Below are 16,125 nucleotides of genomic sequence, written 5' to 3'. Positions count from 1 at the left end.
CACCGACGGCGGCCCGCGCCGCGGCGCCGGGCGGCTCAGCGGTCTCCCAGGCCGACGATATCCAGCACCCAGGCGTATTCGAAGGCCACTTCCTTCCACTTCTCGTACCGTCCGCTGACCCCGCCGTGCCCCGCGCTCATCTCGGTCTTGAGCAGCAGCGGCGCGTTCCCGGTGGCGATGGCGCGAAGTTTGGCCATCCATTTCGCGGGCTCGACATGCAACACCCTGGTGTCGTTGATACTGGTGATCGCCAGAATGGCCGGATACGCGCGGGCCGTGACGTTCTCGTACGGTGAATACGACTTCATATAGTCGTAGACATCCTTGTCCGTCAACGGATTTCCCCATTCGTCCCATTCGATCACCGTCAACGGCAGCGACGGATCCAGAATGGAGGTGAGTGGGTCCACGAACGGCACATTGGCGAGCACCCCCGCGAACAGCTCCGGCGCCATATTGGCCACCGCGCCCACCAACAGACCGCCCGCGCTGCCGCCGTCGGCGACCATCCGGTCCGCCGCGGTCACCCCGGTGTCGATGAGATGGCGTGCGCAGGAGACGAAATCGGTGAAGGTGTTCTTCTTGGTGAGCGTTTTGCCGTTCTCGTACCAGAGCCGGCCCATCTCCCCGCCACCGCGTACATGCGCGACGGCGAACACCATGCCGCGGTCCAGCAGCGATAGCCGGGACACCGAGAACGCCGGATCGATACTGGCCTCATAGGAGCCGTATCCATAGAGCAGCAACGGTTTCGGACCGGCGGCACGGTCGGTGTCGCGCCGGGCCACGAGGGAGATCGGGAGCCGGGTCCCGTCCTCGGCGGTGGCCCAAACCCGTTGCTGCACATAGTCGTTCGGATCGTAGCCGCCCAGAACCGGCTGTTCCTTGCGCAGCAGCAGCTCATCGGTGGCGGGAACGTAGTCGAAAACCTGGGTCGGGGTGATGAACGAGGTGAACCCGAGGCGCAGTGTGGGCTGATCCCATTCCGGACAGCGGCCCAGTCCCACCGCGTACAGTTCCGGATCGAATTCGAGTTCGCGCAGGGTGCCGTAGCCGTCCTCGGTGAGCGGCCAGACGGCGACGCGGGGCAGCGCCTCCCGCCGATAACCGAGCACCAGTTGACTCGCGAAGGCGTCGACATCCTCCAGGCGGACGTCGTCGCGGTGGCCGATGAGGATCGTCATATTCGACGGATCGTCGGCGGGCGCCTCGGCCAGCACGAAGTTCTGCGCCTTCACCCCGTCGACCACGTCGTTGTGCAGGATGAGGAACCGGTCCTCGCCCGCCACCACCGCGTGCTCGGCCGAATACTCCACGCCCTCGCGCCGCGGCAGCAACACCCGAAACTCGCCCTCCGGGTTGTCCGATTCGAGTACCCGGCCCTCGCTGGTGATCTTCGAACCCACCCAGATCATCAGGTATTTCTCCGACCGGGTGCTTCCTACGTTCACCCAGTAGCGTTCGTCCGGTTCGTGGAAGACCCGCACGTCCTCGTCGGTGGGGGTGCCGAGCCGATGCCGCCAGACGGTATCGGGGCGCCAGGACTCGTCGACGGTCTGGTAGAAGACGTGCGTACCGGCCTGTGCCCAGGTAGCCCCCGGCGCCGTGCGCGGAATCTCGTCACCGAGCAGTTCCCCGGTGCGCAGGTCCTTGAAGCGCAGCGTGTAGCGTTCGTCGCCCGCGGTGTCCACCGAGTAGGCCAGCAGCGTCCCGTCGTGGCTGACGGAGAACGCGCCGAGCGCGAAGAAGTCGTGCCCCTCGGCCAGTTCGTTGCTGTCCAGCAGGACCTCTTCGCCCGGGATCTCGGTAGCGGTGTCGAGTCGAGGCGGCGTCCAGGCGTCGACGCCGACGGCCGTGGCGTCGATCGGACACCGGCAGTGCACACCGTACTGTTTGCCTTCGAAACTGCGTGAGTAGTACCAGTAGTCCCCGAGCCGGGTGGGCACCGACAGGTCGGTTTCCTGGGTGCGGGATTTGATCTCGTCGAAGATCTTCGCCCGCAGCGGCGCCAGATGCGCGGTCCGCGCCTCCGTGTAGGCGTTCTCGGCCTCGAGATACGCGACGACCTCGGGGTCGTCCTTGTCGCGCAGCCATTCGTAGTCATCGACGAAGACATCGCCGTGGTGCGTCCGCTCGAACGGCACCCGCTTCGCGATCGGCGCCATCACGTCCCCGCTCGTCCCGGTCCCACTGTCAACAGCCATGGCACCCACCGTAGCGGCCGGCGGCGGAGTACCCGCAGTCTGTGTACCACCGGTCGGCCGCATTCGGACGTGGTGACGAGAGACAGGCGTCTTGCCGCGCAACCGACCGACCATGAGCGCCGGATCGTGCGCAGTGGATGGAAACCGCCCGGCCTCGAACCGTTTCGCGGTCGGGTCAGCGTGGCAACGCGCCCCGGATCGAGGCGGCCAGATAGTCGAGATCGGCGCGCGGCGGCGACGTCGGCCGGGCCCGTAGGCCGAAACCGTCACCGGGTGTCCGCGGGATCACGTGCAGATGGACGTGGAACACCTCCTGACCCGCCGTCACCCCGTCCGCCAGGAAGAAGTTCACCCCGTCACAGCCGACCTCACCGGCCCGCAGCGCCGCCGCCAACCGCTGCCCCACCCGGAACAGCTTCCCGCCGATCTCCGGGTCGAGTTCGGCCAGATTCCGCGCCACCACCTTGGGCACCACCAGCAGATGACCGGGCGTCACCGGGCGAATGTCCATAAAAGCCAGCACATCCTCGTCCTCGTACACCCGGCTGGCGGGCGCACGGCCGGCGATGATATCGGCGAAAATCGTGTAAGGGTCCATCGCTTCACTATTGCCGACCCGCGGCCGACGAAAACGCACCGGCCTGTTACAGAATCGGCGACGGGGTGTAGCGGGCGGCCTCCGGATAGGCGGCGACGAGCTTGTCGACCTGCGCGATCACATCGGACACCTGATCGGCGGCGGCCCCCACGAACACCGACTTGTCGGCCAGCGCGGCCTCCAGCGCGGCCCGGTCCAGCGGCAGCCGGGAATCGGCGGCGAGCCGGTCGAGCAGATCGGGTTCACGTCCCTGTTCGCGCATCGCGAGGGCGACTGCGACGGCGTGCTCCTTGATGACCTCGTGTGCGGCCTCTCGGCCCACCCCGGCCCGCACCGCCGCCATGAGAATGCGGGTGGTGGCCAGAAACGGCAGGTAGCGGTCCAGTTCGCGGGCGATGACCGCCGGGTAGGCGCCGAATTCGGCGAGCACCGTCAGGAAGGTCTCGAACATGCCGTCGAGGGCGAAGAAGGCGTCCGGCAGCGCCACCCGACGCACCACCGAACAGAACACATCCCCCTCGTTCCACTGCGCGCCCGCCAGTTCGGCCGCCATGGAAGCGTATCCGCGCAACACCACCTGCAGACCGTTCACCCGCTCGCACGACCGGGTGTTCATCTTGTGCGGCATGGCCGAACTGCCCACCTGACCCGGTTGGAATCCCTCGGTGACCAGTTCGTGTCCGGCCATCAGGCGGATGGTGTGCGCCAGCGACGAGGGGCCCGCGCCGATCTGCACCAGTGTGGACAGCACATCGTGGTCGAGCGAGCGCGGATACACCTGGCCGACACTGGTCAGCACATTCGCGAAGCCCAGGTGCCGGGCGACCTGCTGTTCCAGCGCGGCCAGTTTCGCCGGATCGCCATTGAGCAGGTCCAGCATGTCCTGGGCGGTGCCCATCGGCCCCTTGATTCCCCGCAGCGGGTAGCGGTCGATGAGTTCCCGCAGCCGGGTCAGCGCGATCAGCAGTTCGTCGGCCGCGGAGGCGAATCGTTTGCCCAAGGTGGTGGCCTGTGCCGCGACATTGTGGGATCGTCCTGCCATCACCAGGGTTCGGTATTCGGCGGCCCGTTCGGCCAATCGGGCGGCGACCGCGATACCGTGGGAGTGGATATGTTCCAGGGACAGCCGGATCTGCAGCTGCTCCACGTTCTCGGTGAGATCGCGGCTGGTCATGCCCTTGTGCACGTGTTCGTGCCCGGCGAGTGCGTTGAATTCCTCGATCCGGGCCTTCACATCGTGTCGGGTGACCCGCTCGCGTTCGGAAATGGAGGCCAGATCGACCTGTTCGAGGACCCGCTCGTAGTCGGTGATCACCCCCGGTGGGATATCGATCCCCAGTTCCGACTGTGCGCGCAGCACCTCCAGCCACAGGCGCCGCTCCAGCACGATCTTGTGTTCGGGCGACCACAGGTGCGCCAGCTGCGGACCGGCATAACGGGTGGCGAGGACGTTCGGAATCCGGGCGGAAGTCACTCCGGTCAGTCTAATGACCGATATCGGTCCATCTGCTGGTGCGTCGCGGGAGCGATGAAATCGATGATCTCCAACAGCGCCCCGCGGGCCATTCGCCGGGGTTGTGGATCGGATTCGCTCAGTGCCGCGACCACCGCGCCGTCCACCACCGCGACCAGCCGGCGAAGCTGTTCCGGCCGCACCAGTCGATCGGATCGGCGCAGCACATCGGCCAGCAGCTCGTCCAGCTGCGCCCGTAGTCGTAGCTGGACCTCGCGTAGTTCCGGATGGCGCGCCGACGCCACGGTGCGTTCGTAGCGGGCGATGAGCCGCCCGTTGGCGCTCTCGTCCGCGCCGTCGGGACCGATCAGCAGGTCGAGCACCAGTTCGACGGTCGCCTCGGCACCGCGGCGGCGATGGGTGACCTCGCCGACGCGGCGGCGCATCGCCTCCAGCTCCGCGTTCCCGCTGAACTCCACCGCACGCGCGATCAGATCCTCCAGCGATTCGAAGTAGTACGTGGTGGACGCCAACGGAAGCTCCGCCCGCGTGGCGACCGAACGGTGCCGCACCGCATCGAACCCACCTTCGAGCAGTAACTCGGCCGCCGCCGCCACCAGTGCCTGTCGACGGCGTTCACCTTTCGGAGTCGTCGCGGTTATCACCGTGCCATCGTGCCAGTCGTCATCAGTACATCCGTACGAAATCAGGGATAGGAAAAACCAGACATCGATGTTTTACCGTATCCACGCCGCGCTGGTGTCGTACTGTGCAAAGTTGTTGAGGTACGAGCTGTCCAGCACTCCTCGAGGGGTTTACGACCGTCCCAGATAGTGACCCAGGCGGACCAGCGCTGCCTCGATATCGGCGGTCGCCCCCGCAAACGAGACACGGATGGTTCGATGTCCGACCGCGGTGTCGAAATCCGAACCCGGTGCCAGCGCGACTCCGGTGTGTGCGAGAACATTCGAACACCACGCCATCGAGTCATCGGTCAGATGGCCGATATCGGCATAGGCGTAGAACGCCCCGTCGGCCGGCGCGAGATCGGTGATCCCGAGCGCGGGCAACCCATCCAGCAGGATCCGCCGGTTCACCGCGTACCGCCGCACATGTCCGTCAAGCTCGGCCTTGGCCTCGGCGCCGAACGCGTAACGGGCCGCGTATTGGGAGACCGCGGGCGGGCAGACGGTCATATTCGAGGCGAGCCGCTGCAGTGCCGGCCGCAGCCTTTCCGGGGCCAGCATCCAGCCCAGCCGCCACCCCGTCATGGAGAAGTACTTCGACGCCGAACCGATCACCACTGCCTCACGGGAGGTCTCCCACGCCGATGCCGTGCGCTCCCCGCCGTAGGTGATGCCGTGATAGATCTCGTCGGAGATCAACAGCGTGCCGTGTGCCTCGCACCAGCGGGCCAGAGCGGTCAATTCGTCCGGATCGATCATGGTGCCGGTCGGATTGGCCGGGCTCGCCACGACCAGACCCTTCGGCGGCTCCCTCAGGGCCTCGAGCATGGCCACGGTCGGCTGGAACCTGGTTTCGGCCCGACAGTCGAGTTCGACCACCCGGCAGCCGAGCGCGGCGAGGGTATTGCGATAGGCCGGGTAGCCGGGACGCGCCACCACGACGGTGTCGCCGGGATCGAACGCGGCCAGGAAGACGAGGGTGAACGCGCCGGAGGAGCCGGTGGTCACCACGACATCGTCGGCGGCCACCGGATAACCGTAGGTCCAGCGGTGGTGTTCGGCGATCGTCTCGCGCAGGTCCAGGAGGCCGAAAGTCTCCGTATAGCCGAACAGTTCCGTGTCCATCGCCGTCTTGGTGGCGCGCAGCACGGGCTTCGGTGCGGGTGTCGACGGTTGTCCGGCGGCCAGTACCAGCACATCGCCGTGCGTCCGCGCGCGTTCCGCGGCCGCCTTCCAGACGTCCATCACGTAGAAAGGTGGAATGGTCGAGCGCCGAGATTCTGTAGACACCCGACCGACGGTAGAGCAGCCGGCCTCGCTCGAGCGATAAGGTCGGCGCTGATGCCCGAAGAATCCGGCGGGTCGGTCGCCGACCGGCAGCACACCGCGCACGAATCCGGACACGCCGGTGCTTTCCGCCGCGGTCCCGGGCGCCTGTGGCGTCGCCGGGAAACGAAACCTGGCACCCCCACGCGCACCGCCCTCGGGCGGATACTCCGCCGCCGCGCGAACACGGCGAAATCGGTCGCGTTCGACGCCCTGGCCGAATCCGGTGCCCGACACGCCGACCCCACCGCCACGACCTCTGTCCCGGACGGTGCGGCGGAGACGCCGGAAAACCCCGTGCCCACTCTCGACGATCCATCCGATGCCCGGGCCGACGACGTACCGCCGGCGATATCGGCCGGACACGACACGGATCAACCCGAAGCAACCGGGACGGACGCCGACGACGGCCGGTCTTCCCTGCGCCGGGCGGCCGCCGCGGGCGGCGGTGTGGTGCTCCCGTCCGATTGGCGTACCCGCGCACGGCACGAACCGAAGTGGCTGCGCGCCACGCTTCACGTACCGCCGGAGCGGTTACGGTCCATCCGCGCCCTGCCGGCCACGGCATTGCGCAACCGCCCGACCCGGGACGATCTGCGCGCTCTCCTGGACCGCCGCCCGAGCGCCGAGGACATCGGTGCGACGCTGCGGCGGCATCGGGCACTGATCGGTGCGGTGGGGCTGACACTGGTACTGGCGGCGGGCGACGGCACGTTCGGCACGCTGGTCACCGACCGCCCGCCGGGGCCGGCCGAACGGCTGCGCGTCGCGGTCGCCCATCCCTTACAGGTGCAGATCACCCCACCGTCGGCACGCCGCTACCTGGATGCCATCGACACCGGTGAACGGCTCCGTGAGCAGGCGGTGGTCGCCGCGGCCGCCCGCGCCACCCTGGAACGCGCCAAAGCCGAGGCCGCCGCGGCCGCGGCGGGCCAGGCGCAACCGTGGATCAACAGCGCCCCCGCACCGGATACGCTGCCTCCCGACGTCATCCCGCCGGGAGCGATACCACCGGGCAGCGGCGGCGTCGTCCTGCCCGCGCTCGGTACGTTCACCTCCGGATTCGGCCAGCGGTGGGGCACATTCCATCGTGGGATCGATATCGCGGGCCCGATCGGCACACCCATCTACGCCGTGGCCGCCGGTACGGTCATCGATGCCGGACCCGCCGCCGGCTTCGGCCTGTGGGTGCGGATCCGGCACGACGACGGCACCATCTCCGTCTACGGCCATATGTACGACTTCTTCGTTTCGGTCGGCGAACGCGTCCCGGCCGGTATGCAGATCGCGCGCATGGGCAACCGCGGCGACTCCACCGGCCCACACCTGCATTTCGAGATCATCGTGGACGGCCGACACGTCGACCCGCAGCGCTGGCTGGCCCTACACGGCCTCGGCTACGGCTGAGCGACCGGCAGGCTGATCCGGCCTTCCACCGCGGTGAGCCCGATATCCGTCCGATAGTGGCTGCCCGGCAGCTTGATCCCGGCCATACGCTCGTAGGCCGCCGCCCGGGCCGCGGCCAGATCGACCCCGGCACCGACGATATTGAGCACCCGTCCGCCCGCGGACAGCAGAGCACCGTCCTCGCGCAGGGTGGTTCCGGCATGCAGCACGGTGGCGGACCCCTCGGCGGTGCCGTCCCCCGCCCCGCTGATGACATCCCCCACTCGCGGCCGGCCCGGATAGTTCTCGGCCGCCAGCACCACGGTGACCGCGGCGCCGTCCCGCCAGCGCGGCGCCGGTACCCGCGCGAGGGTGCCGGTGGCGGTGGCATACAGCAGTTCACCCAGCGGACTGTCCAGCATGGCCAGCACGACCTGGGTTTCCGGATCACCGAACCGGCAGTTGAACTCGACCACCGCCGGGCCCTCGGCCCCGATGGCGAGCCCGGCGTAGAGCAGGCCGCTGAACGTGCAGTCCCGACGGACCAGTTCGGCCGCAACGGGTTCGACGATATCGGCGACGATCGTCTCGACCATGTCCTCGGGCAGCCACGGCAGCGGCGTATAGGCGCCCATACCACCGGTATTCGGGCCGGTATCACCCTCACCGACCCGCTTGTGGTCCTGTGCCGGCAGCAGCGGCACCACCGTCTCCCCGTCCACCAGGCAGAACAGCGACACCTCCGGTCCGTCCAGGAAGGATTCCAACAGCACCGGATGCCCCTGTTCGAGCAGTTCCGCGGCGTGCTCGCGGGCCGCCGCCCGATCGGCGCTGACCACCACTCCCTTGCCCGCGGCCAGGCCGTCGTCCTTGACCACCCAGGTGGGTCCGAACCGGTCCAGCGCGGCATCGAGTTCGGCCGGGCTGTCCACCACCTCGCTGTGCGCGGTGCGCACTCCGGCGGCGGCCATGACATCCTTGGCGAACGCCTTGGAGCCCTCGATCCGGGCCGCGGCGGCGGACGGACCGAAACAGGCGATCCCCGCGGCACGCACCGCGTCCGCGACACCCAGCACCAGCGGCACCTCCGGGCCGATCACCACCAGGTCGACGGCCAGTTCGATGGCGAGCGCGACCACCGAGTCAGCGGAGATGGGGTCCACGGCACGCACCCGCGCGTGCTGCGCTATCCCGGCGTTTCCCGGGGCGGCGACCACCTCGGTCACCGCCGGGTCGCGGCGCAGCGCAAGGACGAGGGCGTGTTCACGGGCTCCGGTGCCGATGACGAGTACTCGCATTCCCGAAAGCTTATAGGTGGGCACTCCACGCTCGATATGCCTGGGCAGGGGCGGCCTGCGTGGTTACGCCGCGCTGCCGCCTCCGGCCGTCGTCCCCCGTCCGGGCTGTGCTCCGTGGGTCGGGCTCGCGGCCCGCTGTTGCTACCGGACGCAGCGTGTGCGGTGGTGTTCCGGTCCGGCGCGGGACGCGTAATCTGCGGGCATGACCTCTGTTTTCAGTCAGATCATCGCCGGCGATCTCCCGGGCCGATTCGTCTGGGAGGACGACGAGTTCGTCGCGTTCCTCACCATCAACCCGGTGAAACCGGGTCACACCCTGGTGGTACCGCGCGCGGAGATCGACCAGTGGCAGGACATCGACCCCGAAACCTTCGCACGTATCAATGCCCTCGCCCAGAAGATCGGCCGCGCCGTACGCGCCGCCTGGGACGCGCCCCGCGCCGGTCTGCTCATCGCCGGCCTGGAGGTCCCGCATCTGCACGTCCACGTCTTCCCCGCCTTCTCCCTGGGTGATTTCGACATCTCGGGCGCCGACCCCAACCCCTCCCCGGAATCCCTCGACGAGGCCCAGACCAAGATCAAGAAGGCGCTGCGCGAGCTCGGTTACGGCGCCAACGTCCCGGAATAGACCCGATACGGCAGGCGGTCAGGACGGGGTTTCGGGTTACGCGGCAACCGCACGGTGAACGTGGCGCCCCGTCCCGGTTCGCTGTGCACGCTCACCGTGCCGCCGTGCGCAGTGGCCGGCGCCTGCACGATGGACAGGCCCAGGCCGGTGCCGCCGCTGCCGCGGCTACGGGAATCGTCGATGCGATAGAACCGTTCGAAAACCCGCTCGGCCTGCTCCGGGGTCAGGCCCGGGCCGGTATCTATCACGTCGAGCCGCACCTCGTCCGGTTCCGGGATGAGTCGCACGGTGACGGCCGCCTCGGGCGGGGTGTGGGTGAGGGCGTTGTTCAGCAGGTTGCTCAGTACCTGACGCAGCCTGGACTCGTCCCCGGGCACTTCGGTGGTGCCCTCCCCGGGGTCGACCCGAAGATCGATCGGTCGGCGCGGGCCGTCGGGATACTGCGCGGCGGCGACCGCCCGTGCCGTGTGCACGGCATCGCCGGCCAGCCGCAGCAGGTCGACGGGTGTGCGTTCCACCGGACGCTGGGCGTCCAGGCGGGCCAGCATCAGCAGATCCTCGACCAGCAACCCCATCCGGTTCGATTCGTGTTCGATCCGATTCAACAGCATGCCCGCGTCCCCGGTGGCACCCTGCCGGTACAGTTCGGCGAAACCCCGGATCGTGGTGAGCGGCGTGCGCAGTTCGTGGCCGGCGTCCGCGACGAACCGGCGCATCTTCTCCTCGGAGCGCCGCGCCGCCTCCTCCGCGGCCTCGGTCGCCACGAAACCCGCCTGGATCTGCGCGAGCATGGCATTGAGCGACCGGGCCAGCCGGTCGATCTCGGTATTGGTGTCGCGCACGGGTACCCGACGGTGCAGATCGCCCGCCGCGATACCGGCGGCCGTCTCCTCGACGACGGTCAGCCTGCGCAGACTCTGCCGGATCACGAAATACGCCGCCACCGCCAAGGCCGCCAACACCAGCGCGCCGATCCCGGCCTGTAACACGATGAGCCGGTCGATGATGTCCTCGGTTTCGTCCAGCCGGAGCGCAACCATGCTGGTACCCGATGAGTTCTCGGTGTACAGCACCCGCCATTTCACCGAGGCGTCACCCACCGATCCGGTGGTGAAGGTACCCGGAACCAGGTCGGCGGGCAGGTCGGGGGCGGGCCGATTGTCTTCGTCGAGTTTCAGGAACGGGACCCCCGAGTTGTCCTTGACCCGGGCGAAGAACAGCACCGGCGGGCGTTCTTCCCTGGGACGCCCCGGTAAGGGGGGCAACCGCGGCCCGCCCGGGCGCGCCCAGGTATGCGCCGCCTCGCTCAACTGCTGATCGACTCGCTCGATGAGCACGCCGCGCAGCGCAGAGGTCACCGCCACACCGGACGCCAACAGGCCGCCGGCGGCCAGGACCACCAGTGCCGGCACCAACGTCACCCGCAACGGGATCGCCGCCGGCCTGCCCGCGATCACCCGCCGTATCCGGCCCTGCGGCGGGGCGTCACGTCTGCTCTCGCGCCGGGTTGTCACCCGCTCACCGGAGCTGTCGGCGGCCGCACCGTCCTCGACGGCGATTCCGGCACCGAGGGGGCGGTTCCGGCCTGTATGGTCGGCTCCGAGCTCCGGCTCGGCGGCACCTTCCGCCCCGGTCGCATGCGCGAACCCGGTCCCATGGTCCGTCCCGGCCGCACCGCCTCCCGCCTCGCCCCGGTCTTGGTGCTCGGCGTTCATGTCCGGCCGCTGTTCGGTTCACGCATAACATATCCCACCCCGCGCAGTGTGTGGATCAGCCGCCGATCCCCGGTGTCGATCTTCTTCCGCGGATACGACACATAGGTCTCCACCACCCCGACATCCCCGCCGAAGTCGTAACGCCACACATGGTCCAGAATGCGCGGTTTGCTCAGCACGGTCCCCGCGTTGACCATGAAATAACGCAGCAGGGTGAACTCGGTGGGCGAGAGCGCGACCGGCTCGCCGGCCTTCCACACCTCATGGGTGTCGTCGTCGAGTTCGATATCGGCGAACCGGAGCCGTGAGGTCTCCCGCACGGGTGCGACCGCGCCGGCGCGGCGCAGGATCACCCGCAGCCGTGCCACCACCTCTTCCAGACTGAACGGTTTGGTGACGTAGTCGTCGGCACCCAATGTCAGCCCGGCCACCTTGTCGTGCACCTCGTCGCGCGCGGTGAGGAACAGCACCGGGGCGCCGATCCCGTCGGCCCGTAGCCGCCGCAGCAGGCCGAAGCCGTTCATTCCGGGCATCATCACATCCACGATCAGCGCCTGCGGCCGGAAGCTGCGGGCCAGATCGAGGGCTTTGGCGCCGTCACCGGCGGTGGCGACCTCGAAGCCCTGGAAGCGCAGACTCACCGACAACAGTTCGACGATCATGGGCTCGTCGTCGACCACCAGTACCCGGGCCTCGGGTGCCTGCTCGGCAGAACCAGTCACCCCACCATCCTCGCCCTCGCGGCTGCGAACGGGCTGCGTCCCGGCTGTGCGGTTGCTGTGAGCCGTGGTGTCAGTCCTGCAATTCCTCGGGGTAGTCCTCCATGTCGCCGTCCTCGCCGTCCGAGCTGATCAGGGCACGACCCGCGACCTGGCCCTGCGCGAGCGCGTCGAGGAAGGCGCGGGCCCAGCGGTCGACATCGTGGGCGAGCACCTGCCGCCGCAGCGCCCGCATCCGCCGACGGCGGGTATCACGGTCGTCGGTGAGCGCCGACATGATGGCATCCTTTACGCTGTCCAGGTCGTGCGGATTGCACAGATAGGACTGCCGCAGTTCGGCGGCGGCACCGGTGAACTCGCTGAGCACCAGGGCGCCGTTGAGACCGCTGTGGCAGGCCACGTATTCCTTGGCGACCAGGTTCATCCCGTCCCGCAGCGGTGTCACCAGCATGACGTCGGCGGCGACGAAGAACGAGATCAGTTCCTCGCGCACGATCGGCCGGTGCAGATAATGCACCACCGGGTAGCCCACCCGGGCGAATTCGCCGTTGATCCGGCCCACCTGGCGTTCGATATCCCCGCGCATCTGGATATAGCTCTCCACCCGCTCCCGGCTCGGCGTGGCCAGCTGCACCATGACCGTCTCCCGAGGGTCGATCCGCCCCTCGGCCAGCAGTTCCTCCAAGGCGTTGAGTCGGATATCGATGCCCTTGGTGTAGTCCAGCCGGTCGACACCGAGCAGGATATTCTTCGGGCTGCCCAGTTCGGCCCGGATGCGGGCGGCCCGTTCCCGGACGGTGCGGCGTCGGGAATGCTCGTCCAGTCCGGCCGAGGCGATGGAGATCGGGAAGGCCCCCACCCGCACGGTGCGGAAGCCCACCTGCACCACACCCATCTTCGACCGCACCCCGACGCTGCCGCGGGAGGTGGGCTGGCCGGCCAGTCGCCGGGCCAGATACAGGAAGTTCTGCGCCCCGCCGGGCAGATGGAAGCCGATCAGGTCGGCGCCGAGCAGCCCCTCCACGATCTCGGTCCGCCACGGCATCTGCATGAACAGCTCCACCGGCGGGAACGGGATGTGCAGGAAGAAGCCGATGGTCAGGTCGGGGCGCAGCATCCGCAGCATCTTCGGCACCAACTGCAGCTGGTAATCCTGCACCCAGACGGTGGCACCCTCCGCGGCGACCTTCGCGGTTTCCTCGGCGAACCGGCGGTTCACCTGTACGTAGGCCGCCCACCAGGTGCGATCGTAGACCGGGCGCACGATCACATCGTGGTAGAGCGGCCAGAGGGTCCCGTTGGAGAAACCCTCGTAGTAGTCGGTGACCTCCTGTGCCGACAGCGGCACCGGGTACAGTTCCAGCCCGTCCTCGATGATCGGGTCGACCTCGACGTCGGGAATACCGGCCCAGCCCACCCAGGCTCCCCGATTGTTGCGCAACACCGGTTCCAACGCGGTGACCAGACCGCCAGGGCTGCGCTTCCACCGGCTGGTGCCGTCGGGCAACCGTTCCAGGTCCACCGGCAGCCGGTTGGCGACCACGACGAACCCGGGGCCGGGACCGTTGTCGCTACTGCGGATCGGCTGGGCGTCCACCGGTTCTGGGGCGGCCACCTCGGCGTCGATCGAATTGGGACCGGTATCGGGTACGGCGATTCGGTCCGACAGGGCGTGCTCGGAGTCGTTGGACGGCTGGTCTGTCATCGGGTCCACTCACGCATCCTTTGCGCGTCGCTGTTGGCATGTGCAGTTGTGTACGCCTCCACCGACGTCGCCGTTGGCGCCGGGGACGCTCGAGGGCCGTGGAACTACTCGCCGCCCCGGGCGCCCGGACCGATTCCGAGCATCGACAGCAGCATCCGGCACTCGTCGGCGTCGGCGGCGTAGGCGGCCACGACGCGCTGGGCCTGACGCGCGGTCTCGTCGGCGAGGGGTTCCAGATCGTCGTCGGCGATACCATTGGCGCTGCTCTTGGCGGCCATTTCGAGTCCTCTCGGCAGGTGCGCTGGTTCTGTTCGAATAGTCAATGGTATCTGCCGCGCGAGTATCCGCGGCGCGCCGTGTCCGGCGCCACCCCGGCGCTCCCTTCGTGTAACACCGCCGGCCCGGTGGCTATACCGTGTGCAGCACGAAACCGATGAGGAAGGGGCCACCAGCATGCCGTTGGCCACGGTAAACGGAATTTCACTCAACTACCAGGTCAAGGGCGACCGGGCCAAGGGCACGGATGTGAAGGGCGGCGGCCCGCTCGTGGTGATGATCATGGGAACCGGCAGCCCGGGCCGGGTGTGGGAGCTGCATCAGGTCCCCGCGCTCGTCGCCGCGGGCTACCGCGTGTGCACCTTCGACAACCGCGGTATCGCACCCTCCTACGAGGCGGTCGACGGGATGACCATCGACGATATGGTGGCCGATACCGCCGGACTGATCGAACTGCTCGACGAGGGCCCGGCGCTGGTGGTCGGCACTTCCATGGGCGCCCGGGTGGCGCAGGAACTCGCCCTCGCCCGCCCCGAGCTGGTGCGCAAGGCGGTTTTCCTGGCCGGTCACGGACGGTTGGACCAGTTCCAGAAGGTGCTGTCGCTGGGCGAACACGAACTGGACTCCAGTGGGGTCGCTCTGCCGCCGAAGTACGAGGCCGCGATTACCGCGGTGATGAATCTGTCCCCGGCGACCATGGCCGATGTGAACGCCGCGCGCGACTGGCTCGATCTGTTCGAGTTCACCGGTGGGCCGGTGGGCCCCGGAATCCGCGCCCAGCGTCGGATGGACCACGAGTTCGACCGGGTGCAGGCCTATCGGGATATCACCGTGTCCTGCCTGTCGGTGGGCTTCGCCGACGATCGGATGATCCCGCCGTATCTGGCCCGTGAGGTGGCCGAGGCCATTCCCAACGCGCGCTACCAGGAGATTCCCGACGCCGGCCACTATGGATACCTGGAACGGCCGGAGGCGGTGAACAAGGTTCTGCTCGACTTCTTCGCCGCCTGAGTAGACCGGCGGCCGCAGGCGGCGCACATCACAATTGCGCAGGCAGCGGGGTTCGGACGGTCGGACCCCCAGTTGAGGTGTCTTCCCAAAGGTAACGCCGGCCTTGCTAGGGTCGACCTATCAGTCGGGTTCCGCCGGCCGGGGTTCGCGGTATTCGGCGCGGTCGACCCGCAGCAACCCGTACACATACGCGCGAGCATCCAGTGAGGTGAAATGAGCACCAACCCGTTCGACGACGAGGACGGCCGCTTCTACGTTCTGGTCAATGACGAGGAACAGCACTCCTTGTGGCCGACCTTCGCCGAGGTTCCGGCCGGGTGGCGAGTGGTGTTCGGCGAGGACAGCCGCGCAGCCTGCGTGGAATACGTCGAACAGAACTGGACCGATATGCGGCCCAAGAGCCTGCGCGACGCCATGGCGGCCGACGAGGCGGCCCGCCAGGCCAAGTCCTGACCCGGGCCGATCCCTCCGAACGGCTCGGCACCCGACCTGCCGCCGGCCGACACCGGATATCCGGTGTCGGCCGGTGCGCACGTCCGGTTATGATGTCTGAGCTTCCGCCTCCTTAGCTCAGTGGTAGAGCGCTCGCCTTGTAAGCGAAAGGTCGTCAGTTCAATCCTGACAGGGGGCTCGAGGAGAGACGCCGGTCAACCCGTCCTTCTTACGGGTTGACCGGCGTTTCCGATTCGACCGCTCCGACGCATGTTGTCAGGTTTGTCACAACTGCCTGCGACGCCGACGCGACACTGGCCAACGCATCGTAGGTCCGCACCGTGAAGGCGTCATCCGTATTCCCGGCCGAGCCGCGATGGCGGCCGTGGGCACGCCCTGAAGACGCATCGGCGTGCCGCACCTTCCCGAGGTGGTACACGGTGCGTTGACATCCCCGTTCCTCATGGCCGATGGTCTCGCGCCGGCCGAACGAGCCGAGGACCGCCTTCGGTATCCGCTACGCGGCGCCCACGGCATCCTCGACACGCCCGACTTTCGCTGAGATGGCCAGTACGAGGAGAGAGGGAGAAGTAGGCAGGGGGCGGACGGACAACTTGTCCGGCCATCCACCGCATCGGATATCGAGGTGGTCTCGGCAAGGCTCGGCGGTTGATTCCGGCGGCACGCC

The 16,125-nt window shown here is 68.2% G+C and carries 14 protein-coding genes and 1 tRNA gene; 5 read left to right on the top strand and 10 right to left on the bottom strand.

Annotated elements, in window-relative coordinates; all coding sequences use genetic code 11:
- Positions 1-35 precede the first annotated feature (35 nt).
- The 5 genes from ON20_RS02445 to ON20_RS02425 all read right to left on the bottom strand — a co-directional run bounded on the left by ON20_RS02445 (position 36) and on the right by ON20_RS02425 (position 6,186).
- Positions 36-2,204, bottom strand: a complete 2,169-nt coding sequence (locus ON20_RS02445; RefSeq protein ID WP_051161457.1) for a S9 family peptidase — start codon at positions 2,202-2,204, stop codon at positions 36-38.
- Positions 2,205-2,379: 175 nt separating this feature from the next.
- On the bottom strand, positions 2,380-2,802 hold the full coding sequence (locus ON20_RS02440; protein WP_040833195.1) for an HIT family protein: 423 nt from the start codon (positions 2,800-2,802) through the stop codon (positions 2,380-2,382).
- A gap of 46 nt (positions 2,803-2,848) precedes the next feature.
- Complete coding sequence (purB, locus tag ON20_RS02435; RefSeq protein ID WP_040833194.1) at positions 2,849-4,276, bottom strand: adenylosuccinate lyase; 1,428 nt, start codon at positions 4,274-4,276, stop codon at positions 2,849-2,851.
- Positions 4,277-4,281: 5 nt separating this feature from the next.
- Complete coding sequence (locus ON20_RS02430; protein WP_040833193.1) at positions 4,282-4,920, bottom strand: TetR/AcrR family transcriptional regulator; 639 nt, start codon at positions 4,918-4,920, stop codon at positions 4,282-4,284.
- 150 nt (positions 4,921-5,070) lie between these two features.
- Positions 5,071-6,186 carry a pyridoxal phosphate-dependent aminotransferase gene (locus ON20_RS02425; protein WP_051161455.1) on the bottom strand — a complete coding sequence of 372 codons (1,116 nt, stop codon included), beginning with the start codon at positions 6,184-6,186 and terminating at the stop codon, positions 5,071-5,073.
- A 432-nt stretch (positions 6,187-6,618) separates the two neighbouring features.
- On the opposite strand from ON20_RS02425, the gene ON20_RS02420 reads away from it, so the two are divergent.
- On the top strand, positions 6,619-7,674 hold the full coding sequence (locus tag ON20_RS02420) for a M23 family metallopeptidase (protein ID WP_051161473.1): 1,056 nt from the start codon (positions 6,619-6,621) through the stop codon (positions 7,672-7,674).
- Here the strand turns inward: ON20_RS02420 and purD are convergent.
- A complete protein-coding gene (gene purD / locus ON20_RS02415) occupies positions 7,665-8,951 on the bottom strand; it encodes a phosphoribosylamine--glycine ligase (protein WP_040833192.1) in 1,287 nt (428 codons plus the stop codon). The two genes, ON20_RS02420 and purD, sit on opposite strands and share 10 nt — an antisense overlap.
- Positions 8,952-9,153: 202 nt before the next feature.
- On the opposite strand from purD, the gene ON20_RS02410 reads away from it, so the two are divergent.
- Positions 9,154-9,579: an HIT family protein gene (locus ON20_RS02410; RefSeq protein WP_040833191.1), complete on the top strand. Its 426-nt coding sequence runs from the start codon at positions 9,154-9,156 to the stop codon at positions 9,577-9,579.
- Here ON20_RS02410 and ON20_RS02405 read toward each other — a convergent pair.
- The 4 genes from ON20_RS02405 to ON20_RS37270 form a co-directional block, all read right to left on the bottom strand.
- On the bottom strand, positions 9,555-11,294 hold the full coding sequence (locus tag ON20_RS02405) for a sensor histidine kinase (RefSeq protein WP_083864512.1): 1,740 nt from the start codon (positions 11,292-11,294) through the stop codon (positions 9,555-9,557). The two genes, ON20_RS02410 and ON20_RS02405, sit on opposite strands and share 25 nt — an antisense overlap.
- Complete coding sequence (locus ON20_RS02400; protein WP_040833190.1) at positions 11,291-12,016, bottom strand: response regulator transcription factor; 726 nt, start codon at positions 12,014-12,016, stop codon at positions 11,291-11,293. Before ON20_RS02400 ends, ON20_RS02405 begins: the two co-directional genes overlap by 4 nt.
- A gap of 70 nt (positions 12,017-12,086) precedes the next feature.
- Complete coding sequence (locus ON20_RS02395; protein WP_245546968.1) at positions 12,087-13,718, bottom strand: alpha,alpha-trehalose-phosphate synthase (UDP-forming); 1,632 nt, start codon at positions 13,716-13,718, stop codon at positions 12,087-12,089.
- Positions 13,719-13,822: 104 nt separating this feature from the next.
- Positions 13,823-13,996, bottom strand: coding sequence for a hypothetical protein (locus ON20_RS37270; protein WP_169331577.1), 174 nt, complete (start codon positions 13,994-13,996; stop codon positions 13,823-13,825).
- Positions 13,997-14,171: 175 nt separating this feature from the next.
- Here ON20_RS37270 and ON20_RS02390 point away from each other — a divergent pair, with 175 nt between their 5' ends.
- The 3 genes from ON20_RS02390 (at position 14,172) to ON20_RS02380 (ending at position 15,636) form a co-directional block, all read left to right on the top strand.
- Positions 14,172-15,005, top strand: a complete 834-nt coding sequence (locus ON20_RS02390; RefSeq protein ID WP_040833238.1) for an alpha/beta fold hydrolase — start codon at positions 14,172-14,174, stop codon at positions 15,003-15,005.
- Between the two features lie 213 nt (positions 15,006-15,218).
- The gene (locus tag ON20_RS02385; protein ID WP_040833189.1) at positions 15,219-15,458 is read left to right on the top strand and encodes an MbtH family protein; all 240 of its coding nucleotides are present in this window, start codon (positions 15,219-15,221) and stop codon (positions 15,456-15,458) included.
- Between the two features lie 106 nt (positions 15,459-15,564).
- A tRNA-Thr gene (locus tag ON20_RS02380) sits at positions 15,565-15,636 on the top strand.
- Positions 15,637-16,125: the final 489 nt, after the last annotated feature.

The organism is Nocardia brevicatena NBRC 12119, from assembly GCF_000308495.1.
GTDB lineage: Bacteria > Actinomycetota > Actinomycetes > Mycobacteriales > Mycobacteriaceae > Nocardia > Nocardia brevicatena.
The sequence above is the reverse complement of the archived record's forward strand: the minus strand, read 5'-3'. Positions and strand labels throughout refer to the sequence as shown.

Bases quoted from the DNA above. Each gene is read 5' to 3' on its own strand.
- ON20_RS02440 (WP_040833195.1), bottom strand. From the start codon at position 2,802: ATGGACCCTTACACGATTTTCGCCGATATCATCGCCGGCCGTGCGCCC.
- ON20_RS02390 (WP_040833238.1), top strand. From the start codon at position 14,172: ATGCCGTTGGCCACGGTAAACGGAATTTCACTCAACTACCAGGTCAAG.
- ON20_RS02385 (WP_040833189.1), top strand. From the start codon at position 15,219: ATGAGCACCAACCCGTTCGACGACGAGGACGGCCGCTTCTACGTTCTG.
- purD (WP_040833192.1), bottom strand. From the start codon at position 8,951: ATGCGAGTACTCGTCATCGGCACCGGAGCCCGTGAACACGCCCTCGTC.
- ON20_RS02410 (WP_040833191.1), top strand. From the start codon at position 9,154: ATGACCTCTGTTTTCAGTCAGATCATCGCCGGCGATCTCCCGGGCCGA.
- ON20_RS02405 (WP_083864512.1), bottom strand. From the start codon at position 11,294: ATGAACGCCGAGCACCAAGACCGGGGCGAGGCGGGAGGCGGTGCGGCC.
- ON20_RS02445 (WP_051161457.1), bottom strand. From the start codon at position 2,204: ATGGCTGTTGACAGTGGGACCGGGACGAGCGGGGACGTGATGGCGCCG.
- ON20_RS37270 (WP_169331577.1), bottom strand. From the start codon at position 13,996: ATGGCCGCCAAGAGCAGCGCCAATGGTATCGCCGACGACGATCTGGAA.
- ON20_RS02395 (WP_245546968.1), bottom strand. From the start codon at position 13,718: ATGACAGACCAGCCGTCCAACGACTCCGAGCACGCCCTGTCGGACCGA.
- ON20_RS02425 (WP_051161455.1), bottom strand. From the start codon at position 6,186: ATGGACGTCTGGAAGGCGGCCGCGGAACGCGCGCGGACGCACGGCGAT.